We start from the raw sequence: 17,479 nt of genomic DNA, 5'->3' as shown, positions 1-17,479 counted from the left end.
GGCGCCCCACAAACTTAACAGCTCAAATTGGCATCTGTGTAAAGTCAAAGTTGCGCCTAGGTTATCCAGCCAATAATTTATCGGATGAAGACGGGTTCGTTTTCCTTTAGCGTATGCTCTGCACTAAAAATGTAGCCATCGTAGTTAAATCCCTTGATGTCCTCCAAAGTTTTGGCATCCTTGTCCAAAATGTACCTCACCATGGAACCTCTGGCTTTTTTGGCAAAAAAGCTTATGACTTTCAGCTTATCATTTTTCCAATCCTTAAAAATTGGGGTAATCACAGGAACTTTGAGTGTTTTGGGGTCAATGGCACCAAAGTACTCATTGCTGGCAAGATTAATAAAGAGTTCCCCATCTTCCAATTCCTCATTAAGGTGTGGTGTAAGCTGTTTTTGCCAGAATTCGTACAAGTTCTTTTTACGTGCCACTTTTAGCTGGGTGCCCATTTCCAACCGATACGGTTGAATTAAATCCAAAGGTTTTAAGATGCCATATAGACCCGAAAGAATACGCAGGGTATCTTGAAGTTGCTCCAATTTGGATTCGGGAATGGTATAGGCATCCAAGCCTTGGTATACATCCCCATTGAAAGAATATACCGCCGGTCTGGCATTTTCAGATGTAAATGGTGTTGAAAAATCTTGGTTTCGCTGCCAATTCAATTCGGCCAGCTTATCCGAAATGGACATCAGTTTGGAAAGTGCCCTTGGTTTTTTCTTTACCAAGACGGCATTCAATTTTTGGGATTGCTCCAAAAACTGTGGTTGACTATATTTTGAGGTCGGTAACGCTGTTTCAAAGTCAAGTGATTTAGCAGGCGAGATGACGATTTTCATAACTTTTGATTTTTGTAAAAATAATGAGGAAATCGGATTTTGGAAACAGCTTTCCAAAGGTCTTTTCAATCCTTGGATTGAATAAGCTTATGATTCACTATGTTTGGCATAGTTCCTCCACTTTTCAATGCAGAGGGTCATATCTTCTGGCAATTCAGAATCAAATCTCATAAACTCACCACTTACTGGATGTTCAAAACCCAAGGTTTTGGCATGCAAGGCCTGTCTTGGAAGAATCTTAAAGGCATTTTCCACAAACTGTTTGTACTTGGTAAAGGTGGTTCCCTTCAGTATTTTATCTCCGCCATAGCGCTCGTCATTAAACAAGGTATGGCCAATATATTTCATATGCACCCGAATCTGATGGGTCCTTCCTGTTTCCAGTTTGCATGAAATCAAGGTCACATAGCCCAATCGCTCTATCACCTTATAATGGGTCACCGCATCCTTCCCTTGATCGCCTTCCTGGAAGACCATCATCTGTAAGCGATTTTTCGGATTTCTGGCGATATGACCTTCCACAATACCCTCATCATCTGTGACATTTCCCCATACCAATGCCAAATACTCCCGCTCGCTGCTCTTATCAAAAAACTGCTTGGCCAAATGTGTCATGGCCTGCTCCGTTTTGGCAATCACCAAAAGACCTGAAGTGTCCTTATCTATTCGATGCACAAGCCCGGGACGTTCAGAACTGTTCTTTGGAAGATGGTCAAAATGATGTACCAGGGCATTGATCAGGGTTCCCGAATAATTTCCATGTCCGGGGTGCACCACCATGCCCGCTGGCTTATTTACCACCAGTAGGGAATCATCCTCATAAACAATATCAAGTGGAATGTCTTCAGGAGTCAACAGAAATTCATAAGGTGGATGTTCAAACATCACCTTCACCTCATCCCCTGCCTTAACCTTGTAGTTCTGTTTTACGATGGCATCGTTGACCCAAATATGCCCTTGCTTGGCGGCTTGTTGAATTTTGTTTCGGGTGGCATTTTCAATGAAGTTCATCAAGAACTTGTCCACACGCAAAGGTTCTTGACCCTTGAAAGCAACAAACTTATGGTGTTCAAAGAGTTCTTCCTGTGATAATTCAGGATTTTCGGGAGTATCCATGCCTATTGCGATTCTGCCTGCACCCTGGCACTACCTGGAATGGTACCATTGCCACAAATCAGTTCTATCTTGGAGGTTTTGGGCAATTTATCCCCGGGTTTAACGTGTTTCCCCTTATGCCTCATTCGATACACCATGTCCCTTCCAAGCTCATCTATATAGGTAACCCGCTGTACCTCCAAGCCTACGGCCTGTAGCATGGTTCTTGCATTGCGTTGGGTAACCTGGATAATATCTGGAACCGATACTTTTTTATAGCCTGAAGGGTTAACGGTAAAGTATATTTTACGATTGGCTTTTACCTTATTTCCTGCTGGGGGATCCTGTTCCAAAATGGAAAATCGGGGAAAATCAGGGTTATAGTTGGAGGAATCCAATACTTGATAACGCAAGCCTGCATCTTCAACGGCATCGCGCATCTCCATAACCGACATTCTTGAGAAATCCGGCACCTCCACAAACTCACCATGATTAGTGGAACTTTTGAGCCACTGCAAGGTGATAAACACCAATAGCACACCCACCACCACAGCAAGGCCCAATTGGATAAAAAATGTTTTACTTTTTAAAAAGCTCAAAAAATGTTTCATCTACTTTTCCTTAACTGAACAAATATAGGAAAGCCAGTCATTTTTCTTTACTTTGGCCTTGCCATATTCGATAAGCCGATGAAAAAAAACATTGCCATCATTATGGGTGGTTACTCCAGCGAGTACGAAATCTCCATTAAAAGCGGCAAGGTGGTCCAAAAGTTTTTGGACAGCTCCAAGTACAATGCATTTCCCATCAAAATTACCCAAGAACGCTGGGTTTATGTGGACGGTAACAACACGGAGATTCCCGTGGATAAATCGGATTTTACCATTTCACCCCATGGGGATAAAATTCATTTTGACTGTGTGTTCAACGCCATACACGGAACTCCTGGAGAAGATGGATTGCTTCAGGCTTATTTTGAATTGCTGGGCCTACCGCACACTTCGTGCAATCACTATCAAGCCGCACTTACCTTTAACAAAAGAGATCTGTTGAGTGCATTAAAACCCTATGGTGTTCCCTGTGCCACCTCCTATTTTTTGAACGAAGGAGATACCATTGATACGGCCCAAATTGTTAAAAAAGTAGGATTGCCCTGTTTTGTAAAGGCCAATAGGGCCGGGAGTAGTTATGGTATCAGCAAGGTGTACAAACAGGAGGAAATAAAATTAGCCATTGACAAAGCTTTCACTGAGGACAGCGAGATTATCATCGAGTCCTTTTTGGAAGGAACAGAAGTTTCAGTAGGTGTGATCACCTATCAAGGTAAGGTTACTGTACTTCCAATTACGGAAATCGTTTCTGAAAACGATTTTTTTGATTACGAGGCCAAATATTTGGGAAAATCCCAAGAAATAACCCCAGCCCGTATTTCCGAAATACAGCAAAACAAGGTAACCCAACTGGCAGAATTCATATACAAAACTTTAAGACTAAAGGGCTATACCCGAAGTGAGTTTATCTTTATTGGGGACGAACCTTATTTGTTGGAAGTGAATACCACCCCTGGATTAACGGAAGAAAGCATACTTCCCCAGCAGGCCAATACCGCAGGGATAAGTTTGGAGCAACTATTTAGCAGTGCCATAGAAGAAGCTTTACGATAGAAATTCAGTATTTTTAACCAAACCAAAAATCATGAGACGCGCTATTTTCCCAGGTTCATTTGACCCACTTACCCTTGGTCACTATGATATTATCCAAAGAGGGATTACGCTGTTTGATGAGTTGTTGATCGCCATAGGGATCAATGCAGATAAAAAGTACATGTTCTCCCTTGAGGAAAGAACCCGATTTATTTCCGAAGCTTTTAAGTACGAGCCCAAAATAAAGGTGGTTACCTATGAAGGTCTCACGGTAGATTTTTGCAAACAGGTAGATGCAGATTTTATCTTACGGGGACTCCGTAATCCGGCCGATTTTGAGTTTGAGAAAGCTATTGCCCATACCAACCGTCAGCTTTCAGAGATTGAAACTGTTTTTTTATTGACCTCTTCCGGCAAATCGTATATCAGCTCTTCCATAGTACGGGATGTAATCAGGAATGGAGGGGATTATACCGGATTGGTGCCCGACACGGTACGGGTTGGTTTGAAATAGTTGCATTTACCAAAGTGCTGGACTTCCCACCGAATCCAGCTTACTTCCCGCCTAGCGCTTGATGCCATTCGTCGAAGAAACCACATTTTTTTGTTGATTCACAACAAATACTACGGGAGCAGCCCCAATACTTATATTTTAGTAAGAAAATTCGTATAAAACTAACCCAAATCTTCCCCCGAAATTTGAAAACCACCGAAACCCTACATCATCAGTATGTATTAAAACAGCTGCCCAAGGCAACCGCTTTGGTCAACAAAAACTCCATTTTAGTCGATGCCTCGGATACTTGGCATGCCATTTTTGATGACTTCCAAGGCCCTGACAAAGAAATCAAGCTCTGGTACCAAAATCATCTGGAAATAGATGCAGTAAGCTTTAAGAAGTGTATTGCTGCTCCTTCAGGAGGGTCGTTTCGACATAAAAAACTAGTGAACGGCCAAGAATATTGGTATGAAAGCACCTGCACCCCATGGTTTGACGAAGATGAAAACCATCTGGGCACCATTATTCAGACTGATGACATTTCACAGCTGGTTGAAAAAGAGCAGGAACTGGAACGAATCACTACCCTATTGAAGACCAAATCTGAAGTGGCCAAAGTAGGGAGTTGGGAATATAATCTGGAAACCGAGGAACTCCATTGGTGCGAGGAAACCCAAAAAATACATGAGGTTCAGGCTGATTATCAACCCACCGTAACGGAAGCCATCGCATTCTATAAACAGGGATATAGCAGAAATCGGATTTCCATGCTTTTTCACAAAGCGTTGGAAAATGGCACCCCATTCCACGAGAAATTGACCATCATTACAAAAAATGGCAGAGAACGCTGGGTAGCCGCAGCAGGCAAAGCCATTCGGAAAAATGGGGAAATCCACAAAATATTCGGAACCTTTCAGGACATTGACGAACAAATGATGGCAGACAAAAAAATCAGGGAAAGTGAACAATTACTCACCACCCTGATAGATAACTTGCCCATTAATGTGTTTGTAAAGGACAAGGACTCCAGAAAAATATTGGTCAACAAAGCGGAATGTGACTATTTGGGCACCACTCCCGATACCCTTTTGGGCAAAACTGATTTTGACCTTTATGATGAGGCCGTGGCCCAAATTTCAAGGGATGAGGACTTGGAAGTCATGCGGACCCAAGAACCTATGATTGGCAGGGAGACCATCAACGTTAGAAAAGATGGCACCACTACCAATTTCCTGACCTCCAAAATCCCCTTGTTGGATTTAAAAGGGAAGGCCTATGGGCTTATAGGTATGAGCATGGATATTACACATATCAAACAGAAGGAAGACCAACTCCATAACTTGATCAATGTTACGGCAATTCAAAACAAAAAGCTCATCAATTTTGCCCACATTGTCTCCCATAATCTAAGGTCCCATACGGCCAACTTCTCCATGCTGTTGGATTTCCTTATTCGGGAATCGGATGAAAAAGAAAAACAACGGATCATGAAAATGTTGTTCCACGCCTCTGACAATCTCTTGGACACCTTGGAAAACCTTAATGAGGTTGTGGATATCAGCACCAATGTCAATTTGGACAAAAAATCCTTGAACCTTAGTGAGCACATTACCAAAATGCAGCAAAATCTTTCCGCCTTTTTGGAAGAAAACCAGGTGGAATTTGAAAACCATGTTCCAGATGACCTGATGGTGTCCAGCGTACCTGCATATTTGGAAAGCATTTTACTTAATCTTGTCACCAATGCAGTTAAGTATCACCATCCTGAGAGGCGCCCAGTTGTTGAATTAAGAGCCCTAAAACAAGATAAAAATGTAATGTTCAGCGTTACCGACAATGGACTGGGTATAGACCTAAACAGATACGGAGACAAGATTTTTGGGATGTACAAGACCTTTCACAACAACAAGGATGCCAGGGGATTGGGACTGTACATCATAAAAAATCAAATCGAGGCTATGGACGGTAGCATTTCCGTTACTAGTGAAGTGGATAAGGGTTCTACATTCAACGTGTATTTCAATGAAGAAACTGAATAGCATCTATATCATTGATGATGACCCCATCACTGTTTTTGGTTTAAGAAAAATGTTGAAGACCATAACTATATGCAAGGACATCACGGATTTTGAAAATGGAAGATTGGCCCTGGAAGCCTTAAAAAAGCGAATTGAGCTCAAAATACCCTGCCCAGAGGTTATCTTTTTGGACATAAACATGCCCATTATGGATGGTTGGGAATTTTTGGAAGAACTGGTATCCTTGAACATTCCAGAGAAAATAATCATCAATGTAATTACCTCATCCATAGACCCCATTGATTATAAACGGTGGAACGATTTTAGATTGAACTGCTGGCATTATCTCAATTTTAAGAATAAACCGCTCTATAAATTGGAAGCCACAGACTTGAGTAGGGTGCATTTGGCCTCATGAGCATAATATTCCTTATTTTTAAGGCTCTGTAATGGGGAATTCCATGCAAGCTTTATACAAAACCAAATCCAACTATAAGCTCTTTGCTTTCATATCAGCTTTGATGCTTTTTATTTCTTGTGAGACAATTACACAGGATACAACTGCCTCGTATGAAACTCATTATGAGGTATCTGATGGTACGGAAACGGCCACCTACCAGCAAACCATCGATTTTTATATCAGATTGGCCAAGGACTTTCCGGAAATCAATATACAGACCATTGGCGAAACCGATAGCGGTTATCCGCTTCACTTGGTTACTTTCAATCCTGATGGCGACTTCAATTTTGAACATATTAGGGCGGATAAGGCCATAATCCTGATCAACAACGGTATTCACCCAGGCGAAAGCGATGGAATTGATGCCACGATGATGCTTTTTAGGGATTTGGCCACCAACCAATTGAAACACCCAAAAAATGTCATATTGGCCACCATCCCCATCTATAATATTGGCGGGGCACTCTATAGAAATTCCAATACCCGGGCCAACCAAAATGGTCCAGAAGCATACGGTTTTAGGGGGAATGCCAAGAACTACGACCTCAACAGGGATTTTGTTAAAATGGATACCAAAAATGCCAAAACCTTTACTCAAATTTTCCATTTGGTAAAACCTGATGTATTTATTGACAACCATGTGAGCAATGGAGCGGACTATCAATATGTCCTAACACACTTGTTTACCCAACACAACAAATTAGGGGGCAAACTGGGTGAATATCTCCATCAGGAACTGCAACCAAAACTCGAAAAATCCCTACACGAAAAGGAATGGGATATAACTCCCTATGTGAACGTATTCAATCGCCCTCCTGAATTGGGATTTTCCCAATTTATGGATCACCCTCGATATTCCACAGGTTATACCACCTTGTGGAATACGTTGGGAATGATGGTGGAAACCCACATGCTAAAACCGTACAAGCAACGGGTGGAAGGCACCTACGCCCTAATGGAAAGTATGGTTGACATTGCGGAGAAGGATTATAAGACCATCAAAAAATTGCGAAAACAGACCGAAGAACAAAATATGGCCCTTGAAGCCTACCATTTGAACTGGCAGGTGGACGGCTCCCAAAACTCGACCCTCCAATTCATGGGTTTTGAAGCGGAGCAAATAGATAGTGAGGTCACTGGATTGCTAAGATTAAGATATAATAGGGAAAAGCCATTTACGAAGGAAACTGTCTATCACAATTACTTTGTACCCATGGATACCATAACTGTACCTGCTGGCTATGTGATTCCCCAAAGTTGGAAGAACGTGCTGGAGCGATTGGATGCCAATCAGATACAGTACACGGAAGTTACTGAAGACATGGAATTGCTTTTGGAAACTTATACAATTTCCGACTATGACACCAGGAACAATCCTTACGAAGGGCATTATCTACATTATAATACCCGAGTTGAAAAACGTTTGGATAATATAGCGCTTAGGGAAGGTGATCTTATTGTACCCACCCATCAAATGGGGGCAAGATATTTATTGGAAACGCTGGAGCCACAGGCAGCCGATTCCTTTTTCAACTGGAATTTCTTTGATACGGTACTTCAACAAAAAGAAGGGTTTTCCCCATACGTTTTTGAGGATGTGGCTTTGGATATGCTCAAGAAAGATTCTGTGCTTCGCAAGAACTTCTTGACCAAAAAGGAATTGGATGAAGAATTCGCCCAGAATTGGTACGCTCAGTTGGATTGGGTGTATCAACGTTCCAAATATCGAGAGAAGCCCTATCTAAGGTATCCCATTTTTAGAATAGCCAAGGGTAGTAAAGCGGCAACACTTATTCCGAAGGAATAAACCAATCCTTGAATAGGATTTTGATATTGTGATAAGAGTTTTCCAATGCTTTCTTCGTTTTTTTGGCCCCTTTCCATTTTACCTTTAAAATGCCTTCAGCCTCCTGGCCCACCAACTTCCCAGTATAGGTGGTGCTCATTCTAAACCAGTGCACCTGCTTTAAACGGTATTCCCCATTTCTTTTGAAGACATGGTAAGTGGTTCTCAAAAACTTCTCGATAACCAAATCCTTTACTCCTGTTTCCTCCTCTACTTCCCGGATTGCGGCCTTTTCTATGGATTCTCCTTTGTCCACCTTTCCTTTGGGTAAATCCCACTTGCCATTTCTAAAAATAAAAAGCACCTTGTCCTTTGCATTCGTAACAAAACCACCCCCAGCTACTACCACGGGTATTTTATGCATAAAAACATCCAGGATTTTTTCTTCGTCTGGGTGGTAAATGTAAGCTTCCTTGAGTCTGCCTTTGGACAAGGAATCTATGGCCATTAATATAGAATCGCCATCGAGCGAAAAGAGATTTCCATTGGTGTTGTCCTGGCGCTCATTTGTTAAAATCAGTGGGGACTCATTAACAAAAACTTTATACATTTGCGCAATGGTTTTAAACAAGGATACTGCTAAAAAAACAGCCGAGCTTCTGCTGCAAATTAATGCAATTAAGTTGGAACCAGAAAATCCATTCACATGGGCTTCTGGTTGGAAATCCCCCATCTACTGTGACAATAGAGTAATGCTTTCCTATCCTGAAATCAGGGATTTTGTTCGTAAGGAAATGGCCAAACAGGTTGAGGAATTGTATGGTAAACCCGATGTCATTGCCGGGGTTGCCACCGGAGCCATTGGGATTGGGATTTTGGTTGCGGATGCCCTTGGACTTCCTTTTGTGTATGTACGTCCAGAACCCAAATCGCATGGAAGACAAAACCAGGTAGAGGGTCATCTAGAGGCAGGTCAATCTGTGGTGGTCATAGAAGATTTGATCAGTACCGGAAAAAGTAGCCTTAATGCCGTACGGGCCTTGCGTTCCCAACAAGTTGATGTTAAAGGAATGATTGCTGTTTTTACCTATGGATTTTCCTTGGCGGATGCCAATTTTGCCGAAGAGAAGCTAAACTTGCACACCTTGTCGGATTATGCCCATTTAATTGAGCAAGCTTCCGAAACCAATTATATTGAAGAATCACAAATGCAAACCTTATTGCAGTGGAAGTCCAATCCACAGCAATGGAAATAACCTCATATTATGCACGTTGAAGTAGCTAAAAAGAAAGTGGGCAAAAGTGCCCAGGAAGTTTTCGAGTTTTTGACCGATGTTAAAAACTTTGAAACCTTGATGCCTGACAATATTGACAAATTTGAGGTACTGGATGAAAAAACCTTCCGATTTGCCTTGAAAGGAATGCCCGAAATTGTGATGCGCCTAAAAGAGCAACAACCCCATGACAAAGTAGTCTTAGGTGCGGCAAGTGACAAATTGCCCTTTACCCTCACTGGAAACATTGAATCCTTAGGTGATTCGGAAAGTGAAGTGGGTCTTAGTTTTGAAGGGGAATTCAATGCCATGATGGCAATGATGATCAAGGCCCCTATCACCAATTTCATGGAAACGCTTTCTGCCAATATGGATAGAATATAGGTCAGGAGAGCAGGGCAACTTCTTTTAGGCCGTATTCCCTAAAGATGTGGTCCTCCAATTCCAGCACTAATTTCCCCTGATGGGAAACACCTCGGATAAAGCCCATAAAGACCTCCCCTTGTTCATCTTTAAAGGTGGATGGTTTGTCTTTTCGAAAGAGCTTTTTTGCATACTGCGGGAGCAGTTCCGTGATGGTCTTGTTTTCAATATCGTGTAATTGAAACTTAAGTCGGGCGAGCAACTTGTGAAGTAATTCTTCCAACTCCAAGCTATGACCCAAAATAGATTTTAAGGAGGCTACCTTTCCTAGGTTGTCAAACTCCGTTTGATTCACGTTGAGACCTATTCCTATAATTGAATTTTGAATGACCTGCCCTTTTAGGACATTTTCTATCAAAATCCCGCAAATTTTGTCCGAACCTGACATAATGTCGTTGGGCCATTTTACCTTTAAATTAGGAATGTTCAGCTTGTCCAACGTGTCATAAATGGCAAGGGAAACCCCAATATTGATCTTGAACTGCTGCCCTGCCGGCAATGCCTCAAACTTCTTCAACACACTAAACGTAAGGTTTTTACCAGGTTTAGACTGCCAGCTGGTTCCCATTTGACCCCTTCCCTTCTCTTGGGCACGGGTAACTACACAGGTGTAATCTTCCAGGTTTTTGGCACGGGCCATGGATCTTAAATACAAATTTGTGGAGTCCGTGGCATCAAGTTTGATTATTTGTGAGTGTTCTCCCAATGTGGTGCGTCCAAGGTTATGTTAAAATCTAGGGCTAAGAAAACAAAAAAAATATAACTTTGTAGAAACTAAAATTTTTGAATGCAGAAAACGAAAGCTAGCGCAGATGAACTGATTGCCTTAATTTTACATGGAATTGAAGAAGTGAAGGGAGTAGATATAAATCTCCTCGATTTAAGGGAAATTGAAAATACAGTTTGTGACTACTTTATAATCTGCAATGGTACTTCCAACACGCATGTAAATGCAATTGTTTCCTCTATCCAAAAAACTGTCAGCAAAGCCATCCAAGATAAACCTTGGCATGTTGAGGGTTCGGAAAATGCAGAGTGGGTCCTAATGGACTATGTAAACGTTGTGGTACATGTATTTCAGAAACATATTAGGGAATTCTACGACATAGAAGGACTTTGGGGAGATGCCAAGGTCACCATGGTGGAGAGCAGCTATAATTCTTAAAAAAATGGCAAAAGAAAACAATTCGAATACCCCTAAGAAACCTCGTTTTAGTTCCTGGTGGATTTATGGTGTGGTCATTGCATTGATCATTGGATTTCAGTTTTTTGGCGGAAACAGTTTCTCCAGTACTGAAAAAACCACAACCTCCGAACTTCAGGAATACCTAAGAAACGGGGATATTTCAGAAATTCTGATCATCACCAATGCCAGGCAGGCCAAGGTGTTCCTTACGGAAGAAGCCCTTCAAAAGGATGTACATCGTAATGTAGCCGACAGGCCCTTTAATTTTTCCACAGGAAAAATTCCACAGTATATCTTGGATTATGGTGATCTGCAAAACTTTGAGGACGAGATAAAGAGCATCAAAAAAGAAAACAACCTCGATACCATTGTCGATTTCGATACCGAATCCAATGTGTTGGGTGAACTGTTGCTTTCCTTGCTTCCGTTTGCGCTTATTATAGGAATATGGATTTACCTCATGCGAAGGATGTCCGGTGGTGCTGGTGGAGGTGCTGGAGGACAGATTTTCAACATTGGAAAATCCAAGGCAAAACTGTTTGACGAAAAAACAGATACGCGTACTTCTTTTAAAGATGTGGCTGGACTTGAAGGAGCCAAGGAAGAGGTTCAGGAGATTGTGGAATTCCTTAAAAACCCTGACAAATACACCTCTTTGGGAGGTAAGATTCCAAAGGGAGCGCTCTTGGTAGGCCCTCCTGGAACAGGTAAGACGCTCTTGGCCAAGGCCGTAGCTGGTGAAGCCAAAGTTCCGTTCTTTTCCCTATCTGGTTCTGATTTTGTGGAGATGTTCGTAGGTGTGGGAGCTTCCCGTGTTCGTGACCTCTTTAAACAAGCCAAGGATAAATCCCCCGCCATCATTTTTATTGATGAAATTGACGCCATCGGACGTGCTAGGGGTAAAAATAACTTCACTGGTTCCAACGATGAAAGGGAAAACACCCTAAACCAGCTTTTGACCGAAATGGATGGTTTTGGCACCAATACCAATGTTATTGTGTTGGCGGCCACCAACAGGGCTGATGTTTTGGACAAGGCCTTGATGCGTGCCGGACGTTTTGACCGTCAGATTTATGTAGACCTTCCCGATTTAAGAGAGCGCAAGGAGATTTTTGAAGTCCATTTGCGTCCCATTAAGACAGCAGAAACCCTGGATTTGGACTTTTTGGCCAAGCAGACCCCAGGATTTTCTGGAGCTGATATCGCCAATGTCTGTAACGAAGCAGCCTTGATTGCTGCCCGTAAAGAGAAAAAAGCGGTGAACAAACAGGATTTCTTGGATGCGGTTGACCGTATTGTGGGTGGACTGGAGAAGAAGAACAAAATTATAACCCCGGAAGAGAAAAAGACCATCGCGTTCCACGAAGCTGGACACGCTACTGTAAGCTGGATGCTGGAACATGCCGCTCCGCTAGTGAAAGTTACCATTGTACCCAGGGGTCAATCCTTGGGAGCAGCTTGGTACTTGCCCGAAGAGCGACTGATTGTTCGTCCAGAGCAAATGTTGGATGAAATGTGTGCCACCATGGGTGGTAGGGCCGCTGAAAAAGTGGTGTTCAACAAGATTTCCACTGGAGCCCTCAGTGATTTGGAGAAAGTGACCAAACAAGCCAGGGCCATGGTTACCATTTATGGACTTAACGATCAACTGGGTAATATCACCTATTACGATTCCTCAGGACAGAACGAATACGGATTCACCAAGCCCTATAGCGAGGAAACCGCACAAAAAATTGACGAAGAGATTTCAAAAATCATAGAAGAGCAGTACAACAGGGCCATTAATTTGTTGAATGAAAATAAGGACAAATTAACGGAGCTTGCAGAAAGGCTCTTGGAAAAAGAGGTTATCTTTAAGGACGACTTGGAAAAGATTTTTGGAAAGAGACCTTTTGAAAAGGAAGAAGAGGAGCTGGAAACTGCTGAGTAAATTTTAGGGCACAGGGATAATTATTTCCCAAGTACTTGTATTTTTGAAACCGTAAATGGGAGTTTTTGATAAACTTTTTGGTGGTGGAAAAAAGGTTTCCAAGGAAACCCTGGAAACTCGTGGGGAGCACATGCCCGACCTTAAAATTCCCGTTGACGAAAAATTTACCATCTACTTCAAGAAAAATGGCGGAAAATTCATCTATTGCGAGGATGATATGGAAATTTCCCAAGCCCTTCAAAATATCATCTCTGAAAACAACTGGCAGCAACATTTTTTCTATACCCTGGATCCTCGACTGGAAAGTAGGTTTGCCTCGGAAAAAATCGGATTTACCCAAAACAGAAAGGAAAGTGATATTTTCTTTACCACTTGCGAACATTTAGTGGCGCACAATGGTTCCATTTTGGTATGCTCCAATCAAATCAGGGAAAAAAAATTGGATGAACTCCCGTCCAACCTCATTGTCTTTGCAACTACCAGTCAATTGGTGGATTCCATAAGCGAAGCTTTGAAAGTCATCAAGGAAAAATATAAAAAGAACATTCCAAACAATATCACCACCCTAAAACACTTCCAACCCACTCCAGAGAACAAAAATGATTTTCTTTCCTACGGAAGTGCCTCAAAAAATGTATATCTTTTGCTGCTAGAAGACTACTGATTACATGAAAGAAATTCTTAGGCGTGGCATAACAGGGGTTATTTATGTGGTACTCCTCATGGGAACCGTTTTTTTAAGCTCCGATGCCTTTGATTTCCTTTTTATGGTCTTTGGATTGGCCTGTCTGTACGAATTTAAAAGAATCGTACATCTAAAAAACTACTACGTATATGTGGCCTATCTAGCGCTTTGGTGGGCCTTTATTTACTTTGTCACGGACAAATTGATCATCACAGGCTTGATGCTACTGACCATTACTGTGAACCTGGCCCTTCTGGTCTTTCTCTTTTCCAAAAAGTCCAAAACCTTTAACACCGCCCAAAAATTTATCATTGCGGTACTCTATCTTGGGGGTGGTTGCATTTTTCTAACCATGATTCCCTATAAACAAAATAGTTTCTCCCAATTTCTGATTGTAGGCATTTTTATTTTGATATGGGTAAACGATACTTTTGCTTATTTGGTGGGTAGAAGTATTGGCAGAACCAAACTTTATCCGTCAGTTTCTCCAAAAAAAACTGTGGAAGGTTCCATAGGAGGTTTTATTTTTGCATTGTTAGCAGCATACTTCCTGGCAAAATATGAGCCTAGTTTGACGCTCATGCAGTGGATGGTTTTAGCCACTGTGATTGTAATAGCTGGAAGTTTGGGGGATTTATTGGAATCCAAATTTAAACGAATTGCCCAAGTTAAGGACAGTGGGGCCATATTGCCCGGCCACGGTGGTATTTGGGATCGTTTGGATAGCTTGGTATTTGCCGCACCCTTCGCGTATTTGACACTTAATATATTTTCATATGTTTCATAGAGAAGGCCAAAAAATAATTACTATCACCTTTTTTCTGGTTGTTGCCATAATCCTTGCAGCCCAGTTTTACGTGTCATTGGAATGGCTACGATTTGGAATCCAGATAGGTGGGCTTGTGCTATTGATTTTGGTCTTGCAATTCTTTAGAAACCCAAAAAGACCCGTAACACCCAATTTTGACGAGATTTTGGCCCCTGTGGATGGTAAAGTGGTTGTTATTGAAGAAGTGGACGAACCCGAATATTTTAAGGGAAAACGCAAGCAAGTTTCCATATTTATGTCGCCCGTGAACGTGCATGTAACTCGATATGCTGCCAGTGGCACCGTAACCTATTCCCAATATCACCCTGGAAAATACTTGGTGGCATGGCACCCTAAATCCAGCACCGAAAACGAACGTACCACCGTGGTTTTGCATACTCCAAAGTTTGGAGAGATTGGGTATCGCCAAATAGCTGGGGCCTTGGCACGTCGTATTGTGAATTATGCGGAAGAAGGAGAACAAGTGACCCAAGGGCAAGATGCTGGATTTATCAAGTTTGGCTCTAGAGTGGATTTATTGCTACCCTTGGATTGTGATATCACCGTTAAGCTGAACCAAAAAGTTGTAGGCGCCAAAACATGCATTGCATCGCTAAGAAAGCAGGATGACTGATGAGGAATTACATAAGCAATTTGAAGAGGCTGTGGCTTTTGTAAACAGCTATACCGAACCCATGCCTGCCGATTTGCTCCTAAAGCTGTACGCCTATTATAAAATAGCCAATAAGAATTTCAGCAATCCTGGAAGTAAAACCCCTTTGATCAATGCTTTTAAGGCCAATGCCCTGATCCAAGCACAAAATATTGGTGCGGATGAAGCCATGCGCAACTACATCGAGCTTGTGAACAATGAGCTAAGGGAAAACTAGTCATGCATCTCCACTACCCTGGTTTTTGAAATAGTGTCATGCCATCCTATGGCATCTTTTCCCAAAAAAGAAAATGCTTCAAAAGGAATAATGCGGCAGAAACTACGTATCAAGATGTCATTAAAAGTAGGTTTTTCACCATTTTCCAAAACCACTTTGGTCTTGGTAAAGAACTTCCCAATAGATCTGCCTGTAAATCCCTCAAAAAAGGTGTAGTACACTAAAAGCAGGACAGCGCCAAGGGCATAGTCCACCAACTTGTTGTCCTGATCCAGGAGATATAGCTTCTCAGGAGCCACATAATTCAGTACAAGTCCAATAACCCCACCCACAAGTGCGCCGAGGCCAACAATAAAAAGGTAATCTATAAGATAATTGATGAACCGCTTGCCAGCACTGGCTGTTGGCAAATGAACCTCATCCGAATACATGCTTCCAAAACTTCTGGGTGAAAGATTTTCGTCTTTTTCAAAAGAGGGACATTCGCTTTCGAAATCGGCAAGTTCATTGGTTATCCCACAAAGGATACCGCGTTCAAAATCATTTTTCCGGTGTGTGCAAATCTTGCAAAAAGCCAGCTGTTGTTGTCGGGTCATGGTTGGTTGGAGTTATCAAGCTTAAACGCTTGAAAGTTCCTTTTCATTGTACACCCTTTAAACTAAACGGCCAATTGTTCTTTATCCAAAGATGTGTTTTCAAAATAGGCGAAATAGACTGCACCTGCTATCGTGCTCAGAAAATAAATCCCTACCAAATAACTGCCCAAGAACAGATAGGTATTTAGTCCAAACCAATCCCCCGTAAAGTAAATGAAGAGTAGTCCTGCCAAAGCTCTAAAAAGTTCAATCCAAATGGCATAAGATGCCTTGTCCATCAGCGACGTATAGCCATAAATTCCAATGAACACAAAGGCTCCGAACAACAATAGCCCATCAAATCCAATTTCAGCGTAGTTGTAAAACATAAAGAGCATCAAACCCGTATTGGCAAGCAATTGATAAATGGAATATCCCTTTAATGCAGGAGACGCCTGTGGCATATACTTCTCAAAATTGTATACATCATCAATAATCTGGATAGGGTATTTCTGTTTAACATCCGCCGGACGCCAACCTGTTGGCATAAACCATATTCGAAGTTTGTCCCAATAACTTTGGGTTCTCCATGCATCTTTGATCAGTCTCCAAAGGTGTTGGAAATTGATCAAGATAGGATTCCAGGTATTCGCAGGCTTTAAAACGCCATACTGGGGAGGCACTTTTTCCATTTCTTCTTGAAAAGTACCGAACATCCTATCCCAAAAACTAAAAATCTGTCCCAAATTTTTATCTATGTATTCAGGATTAATGGCATGGTGCACCCTGTGTTGCGACGGGGTAATTATGATGTATTCCAACCAGCCCATTTTTCCAATGTGTTGGGTATGGTACCAGAATTGGGCAAAGAGATGTAGCGGGCCCAAAATGGCCACCACTTTGTGCGGTACTCCCAACAATGCAGCAGGAATCATCAAAAGTGGAAAATAAACCAGCAAATTGGAGATGGACTGACGCAAGGCACAGGCCAGATTAAATTCTTCGCTGCTATGGTGGATCACATGTTGGTTCCAAAAGAAATTGATGCGATGGCTTAGTCTATGGTTCCAGTACCCAGCAAAGTCCAGGGCCAAGAATCCCAGCACCCAAACTACCCAGGTGGTCTGGATTTCCATTAAGGCCAAATGTTCCAACAGATACGGATAAGTGACCAAGACCACACCCAGCCCAAGAGAGTCTTTTACCACATTGGTCAGACCAGAGCTCAGACTGCTCACCGTGTCCATGACATTGTGTTTCTGGTTCTTGACAAAATACCCGTAAATGACTTCAAAAAGCACCAAACCTACAAAAAAGGGAATGGCGTACAATAAGGCAGTAGCGTAGGTTTCCATAGCTCTAAAGATA

20 protein-coding genes are annotated in these 17,479 nt (G+C 42.1%); 13 read left to right on the top strand and 7 right to left on the bottom strand.

What is annotated here, in order from left to right; translation table 11 throughout:
- Positions 1–77 precede the first annotated feature (77 nt).
- From yaaA to ACOOE0_RS10910, 3 genes are all read right to left on the bottom strand, one after another.
- Positions 78–839: a peroxide stress protein YaaA gene (yaaA, locus tag ACOOE0_RS10920; protein WP_420398959.1), complete on the bottom strand. Its 762-nt coding sequence runs from the start codon at positions 837–839 to the stop codon at positions 78–80.
- A gap of 87 nt (positions 840–926) precedes the next feature.
- Positions 927–1,955, bottom strand: a complete 1,029-nt coding sequence (locus ACOOE0_RS10915) for an RluA family pseudouridine synthase (RefSeq protein ID WP_420398958.1) — start codon at positions 1,953–1,955, stop codon at positions 927–929.
- 2 nt (positions 1,956–1,957) lie between these two features.
- Positions 1,958–2,545, bottom strand: a complete 588-nt coding sequence (locus ACOOE0_RS10910) for a PASTA domain-containing protein (RefSeq protein ID WP_420398957.1) — start codon at positions 2,543–2,545, stop codon at positions 1,958–1,960.
- 78 nt (positions 2,546–2,623) lie between these two features.
- Between ACOOE0_RS10910 and ACOOE0_RS10905 the strand changes: the two genes are divergently transcribed.
- From ACOOE0_RS10905 to ACOOE0_RS10885, 5 genes are all read left to right on the top strand, one after another.
- On the top strand, positions 2,624–3,598 hold the full coding sequence (locus tag ACOOE0_RS10905; RefSeq protein WP_420398956.1) for a D-alanine--D-alanine ligase: 975 nt from the start codon (positions 2,624–2,626) through the stop codon (positions 3,596–3,598).
- A 31-nt stretch (positions 3,599–3,629) separates the two neighbouring features.
- Positions 3,630–4,091 (top strand): pantetheine-phosphate adenylyltransferase, encoded by a 462-nt coding sequence (gene coaD / locus ACOOE0_RS10900; RefSeq protein ID WP_420398955.1) that lies wholly within the window; start codon positions 3,630–3,632, stop codon positions 4,089–4,091.
- Positions 4,092–4,276: 185 nt separating this feature from the next.
- Positions 4,277–6,115 carry a PAS domain S-box protein gene (locus tag ACOOE0_RS10895; RefSeq protein ID WP_420398954.1) on the top strand — a complete coding sequence of 613 codons (1,839 nt, stop codon included), beginning with the start codon at positions 4,277–4,279 and terminating at the stop codon, positions 6,113–6,115.
- Complete coding sequence (locus ACOOE0_RS10890; RefSeq protein WP_420398953.1) at positions 6,099–6,512, top strand: response regulator; 414 nt, start codon at positions 6,099–6,101, stop codon at positions 6,510–6,512. Before ACOOE0_RS10895 ends, ACOOE0_RS10890 begins: the two co-directional genes overlap by 17 nt.
- A 43-nt stretch (positions 6,513–6,555) precedes the next feature.
- Positions 6,556–8,361 carry a M14 family metallopeptidase gene (locus tag ACOOE0_RS10885; protein WP_420398952.1) on the top strand — a complete coding sequence of 602 codons (1,806 nt, stop codon included), beginning with the start codon at positions 6,556–6,558 and terminating at the stop codon, positions 8,359–8,361.
- Here ACOOE0_RS10885 and ACOOE0_RS10880 read toward each other — a convergent pair.
- Positions 8,345–8,950 (bottom strand): NUDIX hydrolase, encoded by a 606-nt coding sequence (locus ACOOE0_RS10880; RefSeq protein WP_420398951.1) that lies wholly within the window; start codon positions 8,948–8,950, stop codon positions 8,345–8,347. The two genes, ACOOE0_RS10885 and ACOOE0_RS10880, sit on opposite strands and share 17 nt — an antisense overlap.
- Positions 8,951–8,957: 7 nt before the next feature.
- Between ACOOE0_RS10880 and pyrE the strand changes: the two genes are divergently transcribed.
- Positions 8,958–9,596, top strand: a complete 639-nt coding sequence (gene pyrE, locus ACOOE0_RS10875) for an orotate phosphoribosyltransferase (protein ID WP_420398950.1) — start codon at positions 8,958–8,960, stop codon at positions 9,594–9,596.
- A 9-nt stretch (positions 9,597–9,605) separates the two neighbouring features.
- Positions 9,606–9,998 (top strand): SRPBCC family protein, encoded by a 393-nt coding sequence (locus tag ACOOE0_RS10870; RefSeq protein WP_420398949.1) that lies wholly within the window; start codon positions 9,606–9,608, stop codon positions 9,996–9,998.
- 1 nt (position 9,999) lies between these two features.
- Here ACOOE0_RS10870 and ACOOE0_RS10865 read toward each other — a convergent pair whose 3' ends face one another.
- The gene (locus tag ACOOE0_RS10865) at positions 10,000–10,677 is read right to left on the bottom strand and encodes a biotin--[acetyl-CoA-carboxylase] ligase (protein WP_420398948.1); all 678 of its coding nucleotides are present in this window, start codon (positions 10,675–10,677) and stop codon (positions 10,000–10,002) included.
- Positions 10,678–10,824: 147 nt separating this feature from the next.
- On the opposite strand from ACOOE0_RS10865, the gene rsfS reads away from it, so the two are divergent.
- Genes rsfS through ACOOE0_RS10835 form a run of 6 tightly spaced genes read left to right on the top strand, consistent with a single transcriptional unit; the run spans position 10,825 to position 15,536 of the window.
- A complete protein-coding gene (gene rsfS, locus ACOOE0_RS10860; protein ID WP_136466322.1) occupies positions 10,825–11,202 on the top strand; it encodes a ribosome silencing factor in 378 nt (125 codons plus the stop codon).
- A 4-nt stretch (positions 11,203–11,206) separates the two neighbouring features.
- Entirely contained in the window at positions 11,207–13,153 is a 1,947-nt protein-coding gene (gene ftsH / locus ACOOE0_RS10855) for an ATP-dependent zinc metalloprotease FtsH (protein WP_420398947.1), read from the top strand.
- A 55-nt stretch (positions 13,154–13,208) separates the two neighbouring features.
- On the top strand, positions 13,209–13,817 hold the full coding sequence (locus ACOOE0_RS10850; protein ID WP_420398946.1) for an LUD domain-containing protein: 609 nt from the start codon (positions 13,209–13,211) through the stop codon (positions 13,815–13,817).
- A 4-nt stretch (positions 13,818–13,821) separates the two neighbouring features.
- Positions 13,822–14,625, top strand: a complete 804-nt coding sequence (locus tag ACOOE0_RS10845) for a phosphatidate cytidylyltransferase (protein WP_420398945.1) — start codon at positions 13,822–13,824, stop codon at positions 14,623–14,625.
- A complete protein-coding gene (locus ACOOE0_RS10840) occupies positions 14,615–15,280 on the top strand; it encodes a phosphatidylserine decarboxylase family protein (RefSeq protein ID WP_420398944.1) in 666 nt (221 codons plus the stop codon). The genes ACOOE0_RS10845 and ACOOE0_RS10840 overlap by 11 nt, the downstream gene beginning before the upstream one ends.
- A complete protein-coding gene (locus tag ACOOE0_RS10835) occupies positions 15,273–15,536 on the top strand; it encodes an acyl-CoA-binding protein (RefSeq protein ID WP_420398943.1) in 264 nt (87 codons plus the stop codon). The genes ACOOE0_RS10840 and ACOOE0_RS10835 overlap by 8 nt, the downstream gene beginning before the upstream one ends.
- Here the strand turns inward: ACOOE0_RS10835 and ACOOE0_RS10830 are convergent.
- Positions 15,533–16,132 carry an RDD family protein gene (locus ACOOE0_RS10830; RefSeq protein WP_420398942.1) on the bottom strand — a complete coding sequence of 200 codons (600 nt, stop codon included), beginning with the start codon at positions 16,130–16,132 and terminating at the stop codon, positions 15,533–15,535. The genes ACOOE0_RS10835 and ACOOE0_RS10830 overlap by 4 nt on opposite strands.
- Positions 16,133–16,194: 62 nt before the next feature.
- Positions 16,195–17,466 (bottom strand): sterol desaturase family protein, encoded by a 1,272-nt coding sequence (locus tag ACOOE0_RS10825; protein ID WP_420398941.1) that lies wholly within the window; start codon positions 17,464–17,466, stop codon positions 16,195–16,197.
- Positions 17,467–17,479: the final 13 nt, after the last annotated feature.

This window comes from Flagellimonas sp., assembly GCF_965215805.1.
In the GTDB taxonomy this organism is placed as follows: domain Bacteria; phylum Bacteroidota; class Bacteroidia; order Flavobacteriales; family Flavobacteriaceae; genus Flagellimonas.
This window is presented reverse-complemented; position numbering and strand designations above follow the sequence as displayed.

Bases quoted from the DNA above. Each gene is read 5' to 3' on its own strand.
- yaaA (WP_420398959.1), bottom strand. From the start codon at position 839: ATGAAAATCGTCATCTCGCCTGCTAAATCACTTGACTTTGAAACAGCG.
- ACOOE0_RS10915 (WP_420398958.1), bottom strand. From the start codon at position 1,955: ATGGATACTCCCGAAAATCCTGAATTATCACAGGAAGAACTCTTTGAA.
- ACOOE0_RS10910 (WP_420398957.1), bottom strand. From the start codon at position 2,545: ATGAAACATTTTTTGAGCTTTTTAAAAAGTAAAACATTTTTTATCCAA.
- ACOOE0_RS10905 (WP_420398956.1), top strand. From the start codon at position 2,624: ATGAAAAAAAACATTGCCATCATTATGGGTGGTTACTCCAGCGAGTAC.
- coaD (WP_420398955.1), top strand. From the start codon at position 3,630: ATGAGACGCGCTATTTTCCCAGGTTCATTTGACCCACTTACCCTTGGT.
- ACOOE0_RS10890 (WP_420398953.1), top strand. From the start codon at position 6,099: ATGAAGAAACTGAATAGCATCTATATCATTGATGATGACCCCATCACT.
- ACOOE0_RS10885 (WP_420398952.1), top strand. From the start codon at position 6,556: ATGCAAGCTTTATACAAAACCAAATCCAACTATAAGCTCTTTGCTTTC.
- ACOOE0_RS10880 (WP_420398951.1), bottom strand. From the start codon at position 8,950: ATGTATAAAGTTTTTGTTAATGAGTCCCCACTGATTTTAACAAATGAG.
- pyrE (WP_420398950.1), top strand. From the start codon at position 8,958: ATGGTTTTAAACAAGGATACTGCTAAAAAAACAGCCGAGCTTCTGCTG.
- ACOOE0_RS10870 (WP_420398949.1), top strand. From the start codon at position 9,606: ATGCACGTTGAAGTAGCTAAAAAGAAAGTGGGCAAAAGTGCCCAGGAA.
- ACOOE0_RS10865 (WP_420398948.1), bottom strand. From the start codon at position 10,677: ATGGCCCGTGCCAAAAACCTGGAAGATTACACCTGTGTAGTTACCCGT.
- rsfS (WP_136466322.1), top strand. From the start codon at position 10,825: ATGCAGAAAACGAAAGCTAGCGCAGATGAACTGATTGCCTTAATTTTA.
- ftsH (WP_420398947.1), top strand. From the start codon at position 11,207: ATGGCAAAAGAAAACAATTCGAATACCCCTAAGAAACCTCGTTTTAGT.
- ACOOE0_RS10850 (WP_420398946.1), top strand. From the start codon at position 13,209: ATGGGAGTTTTTGATAAACTTTTTGGTGGTGGAAAAAAGGTTTCCAAG.
- ACOOE0_RS10845 (WP_420398945.1), top strand. From the start codon at position 13,822: ATGAAAGAAATTCTTAGGCGTGGCATAACAGGGGTTATTTATGTGGTA.
- ACOOE0_RS10840 (WP_420398944.1), top strand. From the start codon at position 14,615: ATGTTTCATAGAGAAGGCCAAAAAATAATTACTATCACCTTTTTTCTG.
- ACOOE0_RS10835 (WP_420398943.1), top strand. From the start codon at position 15,273: ATGACTGATGAGGAATTACATAAGCAATTTGAAGAGGCTGTGGCTTTT.
- ACOOE0_RS10830 (WP_420398942.1), bottom strand. From the start codon at position 16,132: ATGACCCGACAACAACAGCTGGCTTTTTGCAAGATTTGCACACACCGG.
- ACOOE0_RS10825 (WP_420398941.1), bottom strand. From the start codon at position 17,466: ATGGAAACCTACGCTACTGCCTTATTGTACGCCATTCCCTTTTTTGTA.